Raw genomic sequence first — 11427 nt, 5'->3', positions numbered from 1 at the left:
GACCTCCTTACTTAATTTCTGAATCTGGGGTCTCTGCACTTCCTCCACCATCTGACTCATCCTTAGTATATGGTTTCAGGGCTTCTATAATCTTATCCTTATCAAATTCACCAAAGACAGTCTTAACCTCAAAGTTTTTAAAACACACTTTACCATAGCCACGACTGCCAGAACCTCCTAAGTAATCCCATTCTAACAATTCAAAACCAGCTTTGAGGATTTCCATATCCTTTTCGACCTCAGTGGGTTCTTTCTCCTGAATAGAATAAATAATCTCAAAAGCAAATTGACTTTCACGGATCGCTCTCTCAACTTGTCGAGGAGTTGCTTCAGCTGTAATGCGATTGATAGTATTTTCAAACTTAACTTCTGTGTAAGTAGATACTCTTTTACCTAGCTCTTCTTTGTTGTTTAGAAAGGCATCTCGAAAAACTAAACGGCCAATTTTACATTTTTTTGCATTCCCGAAGAGACGGCTAATTTCCTCACTATCATTGCTTAATTCATCACTTATATTGTTATTATAGACTGTTCGATAAAGCAAGCTACGCATTTTTCCTTTTAAAGTGGATCCAGGAATATAGGGAAGATTCGTAAGGGGGTCTTTGATAATGGGATTATTGGTAGCACCAATAGCTGCAAAGGCATTACTGGTCCCAATATGAAGTCCGCTTTTCAGCTCAATAATTCCTGAAATTTTTACTTTTGAATAGGTCATTGATCTCTTCCTCCGTTGAATTTAAAATATGCAATCAAAGCTTCCATATATCGACAGAAGCGCTGCAAACTCGGTATATCTTGAATTTCTTTCAATGCTTCTAACAAAGCTGCTTTTTTAACAAAATCTTCTACAGCTGGTTCTCTTCCAGATTGGTAAACAAGCTGAATCCTCAAATAGGAAATTTTTTCTCTTAAGTCCTCAATATCATTTTTTGTTTTACTTTCGTCAAAAAGATTGCTAGTCAAGGCTGCTAAATTACGAATTTGTGTACTGGTTAATTTGAATTTCATCTTGCCCTTACTTGGTCCTTTTTCGTATTTCCCTGAATTATCCAACTTACGAATAACCTTCTCCGCCTTATCAACATAATCATCCGTCAAAATAGGCGGCTCAAGCTTGAAACAGTTTTGGTCATTACTTTGATTACCATATCTATCTTGATTACGATTGTTTTGAAATTTCTTTCCACCGTTATTTCGGTTATTTTTATTTTTTTCGTACGGTGCCATCTTTTTATACCTTTCTAATCTCATATAGATAGTAGATGAGAGCTAACTCTGCTTCTCTCTGTGTTTTACTGCTACTCTTATACCAATTCCAAAAAGCATTTTTGAATTCTCTGAAATGTTCCTTCTCATCTTTGCTGGCTTCATCTTCCATTCGCGCCAGTAGGTAGGCTAAGCGGGCAACATTCATCCTTCTATCATCAGAAGATCCGTGTGACTTATACATTTCTTTATCATTAAGTTGCAAAAGTTCAACCAAGCGATAGAGAAAATTGATCCCCCTATCCTTCTGACCAGAGAAATATTTCCGAATATCCTTCAATTTCCCTTTGTAAATCTCATTAATAAAGTCATCAAACTTGAAAGTGTACCGTTCATTGAAAAGAGAAATACTATCTTTACCATTGTCCTTGGCGGCCTCTTCAAGTTGTCCAGCATCCAGAGCCATCAGATGAATCGGAGTTTTATCTGGATAAAGCCCAACACCTGCAGATAAGGTCAGCTTCCCATTTGTAAAAGCAATAAATTTCTGCCTAATATCCACCGCAAAATCTATAACATCCTGCCAGCTGCCAATCGCAAATACATCATCACCACCTGCATAGATAATCGTCAAATTCTTATCCTTTGCAAATTGGTTAATGTGAAACTTAAAGAAAATACTCATCTGCTGAGAAAATACAGCAGAGCGAGCAAGAGTATTATAACTTCCATCTTCCTGCTTAGAAAATCCAGCCATAAAAGCTGCACCTAGATTGTCTACATCCAAACGTAAAACGGCCAGTCGCTTAATTCCCTTAGCTACTCCCTCAGTTCCTTCGATTTCTTTTTGAGACAGACCTGCATAGTCTTCGATATTCGCTGCCTGACGGTCTCCTATAAAGACGTGAATAGCAGCATTATTCGTAGAAAATTTATTTTTCACATATAAGCGACTTGAGGTGGAAATATCTTCTTCATCCACAGCCAGCAATACAGCTTTAGGGCCAATCGGCAGTCCTTCTTCTCCCTCTACAATTTGAAAATAATAATAGTCTTCCTTTTCAGTATCGTCAAAAGTATGAATTTTAGCAGCAAAGCCTCTAAGCTCACGACAAATAGGACAAAGATTTTGTACATCCTCACCACCTATCCGCAACATCTCAATCTCCCCAACTGCATGGCAAATTTCACACTCCCGTTCAGACTGTTTACCACCCTTATTGAGCTCTCGCAGGATAGTTGCATCGTAGCGAGAGATTTTCTTTTCAGAAATCATCCGGCTAGTCTCTTGGTAGATCTCGCGATAGTGTTGTAGATAGCTGGCAACCGAGCCATAACGGTATTTCATAATCTGTTCTGCGGCAAATGGTGCCCAACCAAAAGCAACATAGAGACCCGTCTGAAAATGCTTCAGTAGGAAACTGTTAAAATCTATTTCAAATTGCTCCAAAGCTGCCACTGTAGTTTCTGTATTTGGTAAAACGAAATAGGCATGGCCACCACCGACATAGAGGGCACTAGCGCGTGATAGCGCCAACTTCTCCAAGAGACTATCCACAATATTTTCACTCATAAATTCCAGATAAAGACTGCGAGCCTTGAGTTGCTTAGCAGCCCCTTTGCTGGCGATATTGTAGATAAAGTCCTGAATGCCAGATAAATCAAAACTAGCTAGCAAGAAGGCTGATTCTCTATAAAATTTGGATTCATCATCTAGTAGAGTATATTGGTCTTGACTTTTCAGATAATCAAAAATCGCAGTAGCAAAAGCAACTGTTAATCGACTATGCTCTGCCAAAGAGAGATCTCCCAGCTCCTTGTCTCCAGGAAGTAAAGGTACTTTCGAAAACAACCTCCGCCAAAGATTGAAAAAGGATGGCAAGTTTTCTTCCTCTAAGGGAAGTTGTTGCAGTTTCTCTTTCAAAATATTCAGCAGTTCCTCATAGCAATCCTGACTAATATCATCTGCTTCGTGGCTGGCAATATTGAGTTCACTATCATCTGTCAGAACTTCAAATTTCTGATAACGAGAACCCTTGTCCTCTTTGAAAGCATTAAAAATATCTGCTTGAGGGTAGAAAAGTTTATCTGACATAACCTTTCTATCATCTGGTAAACCACTTGCAATACGAACTGCTAAGCTAACGATCTTTCCTGCTCTGCTGTCTTCGTACAAATCCAGCTGAGGAAGTTGTTCCTTTAACCATGCTTTTCCTAAGTCTATATCATCAGACTGGCCAAGTGAGCGACTGACAATACGGCCAAGATTGTGAAACAAGGCACAGTAAATCAAATCAATCTTTTCTTTCTTCAATTCTCATCCCTCCCATTCCTAGGCTACACTTTGTGCCGACCCCGGCATACTCACCGAATCTTAGGAGCATCTGCGCATAGGCTTTTAGTGTGGATGCTCCCTTTACCTGTATCGTCACCCTGCCTTCAAAGGCGGGGTATTTTCGTCCATGAATTGGAAAATAATGACTTTTTAGATGATAGCTGGTGATTTGGCTATGGTCTGCTAAAAACTGCAGGGTCTCCTCTTCGATTTCCGCTCTTCCTTCCACCAGTCGACTGTATTTTTGCATCAAACTTTGAAAGATCAGACGCGTGTCTGGAAATAGCACAAACTGCCCCTGACGCTTAAAGGTTGTTGGCGTATAAAAATGGACGCGTATCAGGTGGGAGGCATCATCATCTTGGTAAATATCCAGCAAGGTCTGCTGGGACAAGGAGTGGATTTCCACCTTTTTGACAAGGATTTCCTCCGCGTAGCTCTCTAGCTTGATGGTTTCCAAGTTTAATAAGGGAGTTAGCATTTGCTGTTCCGCCTCTTCTGAAAGCAAATTGACAACCCACACCGACTCATCGCGAGTGGAGCTCAGATTCATCGAGTAGGGATTGGTCTCCTGCTCATGAAGAAAGGTCGCAAAGTCTGGCGAAATGCTTGCCATCAAAAAGCCCTGAAGCTTACTGATCAATTCTTCATCTTTTAGTTTTGTCTTTGATAAATGTAACTCTACTTTCTTCACACGGTCTCCTCTCTATGCTGCAAAAGCGCCCGAAAAAGGCAAAAGAATGTTTCACCGATTTCATGGCGCCCTTTAGAACGATTATTATTTACTGAGCTTATTATATCAAGTTTTGAAAGCGTTGTCAATGTTTTTGAAGCGTTTAAAAAAGCTTAAGCAGCCAACATCCTTCTTTCTTGGCAAAGCAAGAAGCTGAGGGAAAGTAAAAAAGCCCCTATCCACTCTGTCCCCTCTCGAGGATTAGGGGGGATCTAACTAAGGCCAATACTTCTGTAGACAATGAAAAGGCGGTTTCCGTACCCTCTCGAGGATATGGAGGGTTCTAACATAGAATGTCTATACGTTTAATTCCTCAGTATCGTGTTTCCGTACCCTCTCGAGGATATGGAGGGTTCTAACGAAAAATATCCGAACTATGCAAAACAATACGGTCTGTTTCCGTACCCTCTCGAGGATTAGGTGGGTTCTAACTCATAAATAATGGGCGCATTGATGAAGTTAAAATATGGTTTCCGTACCCTCGCGAGGATTATGGGGGTTCTAACGGTTCGAGTTAGTTGGCGACAATTGTCCTATCTGGTTTCCGTACCCTAGCGAGGTTTAGGGGGGGCTAACAGATACGAGGTTTTACCTTAGTAATTTGAAAGCAGGTTTCCGTAGCCTCTCGAGGATTAGGAGAGATCTAACTAATGGAAAAAGAAGGAACTAGCCTATCAAGTTGGTTTCCGTACCCTAGCGAGGATATGGGGGTTCCAACGATGGATAGCGCTTTGCTTGCGCACTGGGCTTGTGCGTTTCCGTACCCTTGCGAGGATTAGTGTGGGTCTCACCTGAAAAAGAATTGCTATCCTGCTGTAACCTATGAGTTTCAGTACCCTCGCGAGGATTTGGTGGGTTCTAACTCAACGTTGCAGGTACTGTAGGTTTCCAATTCCGAGTTTCCGTCCCCTCTCGAGGATTAGGGGGGTTCTAACATTGGGGCTCAATTTGGTAAGAAAACCAACCCATTTGTTTCCGTCCCCTCTCGAGGATTAGGTGGGTTCTAACGCAGTGGAAGCGTTTGCCTATAAAATTTCAAAAGAGTTTCCGTCCCCTCTCGAGGTTTAGGGGGTTCTAACTGAAATTACAATTACCTGAAAAACAAACGATTTTTTGTTTCCGTACCCTCTCGAGGATTAGGGGGTTCTAACTGTCTGAGGGCTTTACCCCTGCTGTAAGTTTTATTAGGTTTCCGTCCCCTCTCGAGGATTAGGGGGTTCTAACCAACTGATACTCCTTCATTCACTATTCCATTCAGGTTTCCGTACCCTATCGAGGATTAGGGAGGTTCTAACCAAAAAAGAGTGGGAAATTATATGCTCCCAAAATTAGTTTCCGTACCCTTGCGAGGATATGGGGGGGGGCTAACAGTTGAAAAGCTATTTTGTTCTGGTTATGGTTTGTAAGTTTCCGTACCCTCGCGAGGATTTTTGGGGGTCTAACATACACTTTCGAGATTCTCGGTCGCACCTTTTCGCGTTTCCGTACCCTCTCGAGGGTTATGGGGGGCTAACGAAGTTACAATAATGTGCTTTACTCAAACAAGCAATGCGTTTCCGTTCCCTCTCGAGGATTTAGGGGGGCTAACGAATTTCTGTAGGTCGATTGGATGAAATGGGATATGAGTTTCCGTCCCCTCTCGAGGATATAGGGGGTTCTAACCAACCAATGGGGCTTCTTCGCAAAAAGAACTTTTTGTTTCCGTCCCCTCCCGAGGATTTTTGGGGGCTAATGGTCTTGGGTCAGAACATCGTGCAGCTATTTTTCCGCTTCCGTACCCTCGCGAGGATTAGGGAGTTCTAATGAAATCATCGGTAACATCTACGAAAATCCAGAGCTGTTTCCGTACCCTCTCGAGGATTTTGGGGGTTCTAACATAAACTGGTCTACATTTGAAAACATGGCTCAAGCGTTTCCGTCCCCTCGCGAGGATTTTCGGGGTTCTAACAAAATAAGCGAAGACGAACTACTATTTTTACAAAAGTTTCCGTCCCCTCTCGAGGATTTTTTGGGGTCTAACGGCATATCTTATATAAAGCCTCAGAAGACCCCTACCACATCTAGTGCCCCTTAGAAACTAGTTAAACCCTAACTTCATTATACCATGCCTAGCCCATAAATAACAGCTTAAAAGAACAGAATATCCTCTAACAACTCCGCGCCATCATAGAGAGTGGGACAGAAATCGGTAATTCGTTAGAATTCGATTTTGTCGTTCCACCTCCGCACAGTTGAGTAGGGCTGTAAATGCTGATGAAATCAGCGTAGTAGAGCCCACTCAGCCACTGCGTCTTGCTCGACAATCCAAAGACAATTGAGAGGCTAGGACTTTTGTCCCAGCCTCTTCTTCCTTGTGCCCCAGATAGATAATGATATTGTCCCCTTCCTCTGCCTGATAAAAGGCCCTCAGCTCCCTCACAAGGCAGTCAAAGTCCAGCTTATCAAGAGCCAGCTCAAAGCAGGACCGCTGAACCCTCACGCCATAGCCTTCCAAAAGCTTTGCTAGCTTCAAGCGCCGCTTATTACTGACGATATCGTAAATAACCAGACAAAATTTCGTTTTCTTTCTGGCAAACTCTTTTTCATCATCATCAAGATTAAAGAAGACCATCTTTCCCTCCTCCCGTATAGCTCGACACATACTCAGCTGGATCCAAGGCTTCAAAGCTTCGGATCAAGGATTTGATTTGCTGATCAGCCGCGTATAGAAAAGTGTAGCGGTTTTTATCCAGCTCGACATAGTGATGAATCTCCAAGATCCTCTCCCTCATAGCCCGAGAAAAGATTTCGATCCCTTCAGGCGTCAAAAAGATACCATCTTCCTTCTCAATGAAATGCTCTTCAAGAATCTCCTGACGATTGATCAGCCCCAGCACCGTATCATCCACGATCACCGGCCGCCATTCCTCCATCAAATCACTCGCCAAGACAGCATGATGCTCATGTGGCTGATGCATCACTCCAAAGCCTAAGCTCAGGCCATTTTTGCGAATCAAGCCCATAAAGCAAGAATAAAGAATAGAGTAGCCAAAGTTTAGCAGAGTATTAAACTTGTCCAGAGCTGGCCTCCGACTCCGACCAGAAAAATGAAAACCATCAATGATCAGTAAGTTCAAGAGGTAAAAGTAAGATTTAGCCAGTCTCCCTTCGATTCCCATAATTTCCGCGATGCTTCTCGCTTGCTCCAGATTCACCAGCGCATCTCCAAAACGTTTGAAATCCTCCTCGTCCAGCAAGTCATTTTCGTCAAAAGCCTGGAGCAGATTGAGCTGATTTTCGATTTAGGCCGCAGCGATTTTCCGAGCAACGCCCAAGCAAAAGTCCGAGTCAAAAGAAGCCCGAGCCTGACTGCGCTGCTTTTCAAAATCTTCCTTCCTAAAGGAATCAAAGGAAAATAGAAACTCGCCCTTGCTCGAGAAATAGAACACAAAAATGTCCCTATTAGCCAAGGCTTTCAGTAGCTGAGTAGACAGCTGAGCATTACCAAAGACCAAGATATTATCAATCAGATTAAAAGAAATTTCTTTCAAAAGGATCTGCTCCTCGTTTCTCACAAGCACACGCTGCTCCCTCACCGACAAGCTACAAGACGAATTTTGAATATATAAATCAGCCATAAAAATCCTATTTTTATTTTCTAACCAAACATTTCTAGCAAAAAACATTTTTAGTTTTACTGCCTCAACTGCGCAAACACTTCCCCAATCTTTCCTTCGATGACGAGGTCAGCTTGCTTGTCCTGCGGAATGCTGGTTTTGTTGATAACGACCAGATGCTTGCCAGCAAAGTACTGGATGAGACTGGCTGCGGGATAGACCACCAAGGAGGTGCCCCCGATGATGAGCAGGTCGGCTTGATGAATGGCCTGCGCAGCTTGCTGGAAAGTCTCCATATCCAAGGGCTCTTCATAGAGGGTCACATCGGGCTTGATCACGCCACCACAATCAGGGCAGTAGGGCACCGTTCCAGGCAGAGCTAGAAATGCCTTCAAATCGTAAAATCGCTGACAGTTTAGACAGAAATTTCTATCCGCACTGCCGTGCAACTTGAGGACATTTTTTGAACCAGCCATTTCGTGTAGGCTGTCAATATTTTGCGTCACCACAGCCTTGAGCTTGCCGGTCTTCTCCAGATGAGCCAGATAGACGTGAGCCGCATTGGGCTTGGCATCTGGATAGAGCAAGTATTTCTTATAAAAATCGAAAAACTCCTGCGGATAGCGCTCAAACATGGTATGTGAAACCAGCTGCTCTGCTGTAAAATGCCGACCTAGCTTGACACTGTAGATCCCATCCGAACTGCGAAAGTCAGGGATATTAGACTCGGTCGAGACGCCTGCCCCGCCGAAAAAGACGATATTCTGACTTTGGTCAATCATGTCTTGCAACTGCTGTATTTTATCCATTTTCCTCTCCTATCAATAAAGCTCTAACCAAGCGGTTTGCCTCATCAAAATAAAAATATTCCCGATCGTAGACAATCCCTGTGAAACGTGCCAAGTCCACCAAAATCTCCATAAAATACTGGGATGAAAAGCCAGTTGTCCGATATAATTCTGCCTCATCAAAGGGCTTAATCAGATGAGCCAGCGGATTTCGGACTGACTTCTCCAACTCCCGCAGCTGTCTGACCTCTTCCTTAACAGACTCCGGCAGATCCAAATGCAAAATCAACTCTGTCAGACTGGATGAATTGACCGTACTTTCCGCATGAAAGACCTGTAAGACAGCGTAATTCGACTCCCGCATCCGTTCAAACTTCCAGCGGTCATAGCTGGCTTCACGAGAATTATGGATAAAGTGCTCAATATCAGGAATTTCCAGTTTGATCAAGCGCATGAAAATCCGATAAATCGCTGGGCTGACCGCCCGAACGAAGTCAATAATCTGCTCATTGCGCAGCTTGGCTTCCAAATCATAGAGGTAGTTGGCCAGTTGCTCATCAGCCAAATCGGTATGACAAAAAAGCTGAAAACCGCTTTGCGTCTGCAAGGCAGTCTTCAACTCTTTATCCATGGCTGGCAGAATATTGAGCTCTCTGCGCTCTGCCAGAATAGCCAACAGGCTGGTTACAATCGAGGAACCTCCCATCAACTTCTGCGCCAGTTTATAGGCATAAGCATAGTCATAACGGGAAATCGCAAAGAGAATCTCCTCTTTTAAATCTAGATTCATGCTTAATCAATCAGGGTTTCCAAACCAACCTTCATCATATCGGTGAAGGTATTTTGGCGTTCCTCTGCTGTCGTATCTTCGTCAGGATTGACCAAACTATCAGAAATGGTCATGATAGCTAGGGCATCTACTTGGTGCTGAGCAGCCAGATAGTAAAGGGCAGCAGCTTCCATTTCAACAGCTTTCACGCCCCATTTGCCCAGCTCGATATTTTTTTCAAAATAGTTCGAATAGAAAACATCTGACGACAAGACATTCCCAACATGGGTTGTCATACCGAGATTTTTGGCAATATGATAGGCCTTATCTAGTAAATCAAAGCTGGCAATCTGAGGAAAATCATACTGAGGCCAGTCATTGCGGATAATGTTTGAGTTGGTCGCAGCCGCTTGAGCCAGAACCAATTCACGAACGTGGACATCTGCATTGAGCGAGCCAGCCGTTCCCACACGAATCAGCTTTTTCACCCCGTAGTCCACAATCAGCTCACGCGCATAGATGGAAATAGACGGCATTCCCATGCCCGTTCCCATGACAGAAACCCGCTGACCCTTGTAAGTACCAGTGTAGCCAAACATGTTCCGCACTTCGTTAAAGCAAACGGCATCTTCTAGAAAATTCTCCGCAATAAACTTGGCACGAAGCGGATCACCCGGCAAGAGAATTTTATCAGCAATCTCACCTTGTTTAGCAGCAATATGGATAGACATAAATTAAGATATAAAGGGCGACAGAGAACCAAGTAAAAATAGGAAACTGACGACGCATCGCAGATGCTAGAAAATTTATCTTTTTTACACAGTTCTCCGCCCGTATTCAGTTCAGCGAATACAGTTAGCCCTCCCTTTCTGTGTTTATTTGAAAGATAGTTTTCCGCTCGTGTTCAAATCAAAACACACGCTCTACCTTTCTTTTTTTAGATTCAGGATAGCGACAGAGGCAAAGCAAAAATAGGAAATCGAACGAAGATGCGACTGCATCTAGGTAGATTTATCTTTTTTGCACCGCCTCTAGCCCGAGTTCAATTTAACCTCGGACGCCCTTCCTTTCTGTATTTTTTTGAAAGATAGTTTTCCGCTCGTATTCAAATCAAAACACGCGCTCTACCTTTCCTTCGTTTAATATTTTATTTTCTTACAATTCAGCAAGAATGGCTTTAAGTAGTCGTTTGAAATCACCTTTGACACGCTCTGTTACTTCAACCACTTCCTCATGGTTGAGTTCTTCTTGGAACCCGGCAGCATGATTGGTAATGCATGAAATTCCGAGAACTTTCAAGCCTGAATGGGCAGCCACGATCACTTCGGGAACAGTAGACATGCCAACTGCATCTGCTCCGAGTGTCTTATAAGCACGGATTTCTGCTGGCGTTTCGTAAGTTGGACCGGTAACACCAATATAGACACCGTCATCCAGCTTAATGCCAAGCTTATCAGCGACTTGATGAGCAGTTGCACGGTATTCTGGAGTGTAAGATTTAGACATATCAGGGAAACGTGGACCAAATTCATCCAAGTTTTTACCGATCAAAGGATTTTGACCCGTCATGTTGATATGGTCTGAAATAGCCATCAAAGTACCAGGACCATATCCAATACCACCGGCAGCATTTGTCACAATAACACCTGTCGCACCAAGAGCCTTCATCACGCGCACCGGGAAAGTAACAACTTCGAGAGGATTTCCTTCGTAGAAATGGAAACGACCTTGCAGTGCCAATACTTTGCGCCCTGCCAAATCTCCATAGACTAATTTACCAGCGTGCCCAACGACAGTTGAGCGGCCCCAGTTTGGAATATCCGCATAGTCAAGACTCACGGCATTTTCGATTTCAGAAGCCAATTCTCCCAAACCAGATCCCAGGATCAAGCCGAATTCAGGCTCTGTCATACCTTTTTCTTTCAAGAAGGCGGCTGTTGCTTTGATTTTCTCAGATAATGTTGTCATAAAGTATTTTCCTCACTCTCTTATCACGC

Annotated in this window: 9 protein-coding genes and 1 pseudogene; all 10 read right to left on the bottom strand. The window is 43.2% G+C overall.

What is annotated here, in order from left to right:
* Nucleotides 1–7 precede the first annotated feature (7 nt).
* The 10 genes and pseudogenes from csm3 to D8872_RS02625 all read right to left on the bottom strand — a co-directional run bounded on the left by csm3 (nucleotide 8) and on the right by D8872_RS02625 (nucleotide 11398).
* On the bottom strand, nucleotides 8–718 hold the full coding sequence (gene csm3, locus D8872_RS02675) for a type III-A CRISPR-associated RAMP protein Csm3 (RefSeq protein WP_125389848.1): 711 nt from the start codon (nucleotides 716–718) through the stop codon (nucleotides 8–10).
* On the bottom strand, nucleotides 715–1104 hold the full coding sequence (gene csm2, locus D8872_RS02670) for a type III-A CRISPR-associated protein Csm2 (RefSeq protein ID WP_185761373.1): 390 nt from the start codon (nucleotides 1102–1104) through the stop codon (nucleotides 715–717). Before csm2 ends, csm3 begins: the two co-directional genes overlap by 4 nt.
* A gap of 130 nt (nucleotides 1105–1234) precedes the next feature.
* Entirely contained in the window at nucleotides 1235–3523 is a 2289-nt protein-coding gene (gene cas10 / locus D8872_RS02665) for a type III-A CRISPR-associated protein Cas10/Csm1 (protein ID WP_125389846.1), read from the bottom strand.
* Complete coding sequence (gene cas6, locus D8872_RS02660) at nucleotides 3504–4238, bottom strand: CRISPR-associated endoribonuclease Cas6 (RefSeq protein WP_125389845.1); 735 nt, start codon at nucleotides 4236–4238, stop codon at nucleotides 3504–3506. Before cas6 ends, cas10 begins: the two co-directional genes overlap by 20 nt.
* Nucleotides 4239–6555: 2317 nt before the next feature.
* Nucleotides 6556–6888: a CRISPR-associated endonuclease Cas2 gene (gene cas2, locus D8872_RS02650; RefSeq protein WP_260471663.1), complete on the bottom strand. Its 333-nt coding sequence runs from the start codon at nucleotides 6886–6888 to the stop codon at nucleotides 6556–6558.
* A pseudogene (gene cas1 / locus D8872_RS02645) lies at nucleotides 6875–7894 on the bottom strand (CRISPR-associated endonuclease Cas1). Before cas1 ends, cas2 begins: the two are co-directional and overlap by 14 nt.
* Nucleotides 7895–7950: 56 nt before the next feature.
* Entirely contained in the window at nucleotides 7951–8682 is a 732-nt protein-coding gene (locus D8872_RS02640) for an NAD-dependent protein deacylase (RefSeq protein WP_125389844.1), read from the bottom strand.
* Nucleotides 8675–9451 carry a Gbs1250 family HEPN protein gene (locus D8872_RS02635; RefSeq protein ID WP_125389843.1) on the bottom strand — a complete coding sequence of 259 codons (777 nt, stop codon included), beginning with the start codon at nucleotides 9449–9451 and terminating at the stop codon, nucleotides 8675–8677. The genes D8872_RS02640 and D8872_RS02635 overlap by 8 nt, the downstream gene beginning before the upstream one ends.
* Before the next feature lie 2 nt (nucleotides 9452–9453).
* The gene (gene deoD, locus D8872_RS02630) at nucleotides 9454–10161 is read right to left on the bottom strand and encodes a purine-nucleoside phosphorylase (protein ID WP_125389842.1); all 708 of its coding nucleotides are present in this window, start codon (nucleotides 10159–10161) and stop codon (nucleotides 9454–9456) included.
* A 424-nt stretch (nucleotides 10162–10585) separates the two neighbouring features.
* Entirely contained in the window at nucleotides 10586–11398 is an 813-nt protein-coding gene (locus tag D8872_RS02625; RefSeq protein WP_125389841.1) for a purine-nucleoside phosphorylase, read from the bottom strand.
* Nucleotides 11399–11427: the final 29 nt, after the last annotated feature.

This window comes from Streptococcus cristatus (assembly GCF_003943815.1).
GTDB classification, from domain to species: Bacteria; Bacillota; Bacilli; order Lactobacillales; family Streptococcaceae; genus Streptococcus; species Streptococcus cristatus_F.
This window is presented reverse-complemented; position numbering and strand designations above follow the sequence as displayed.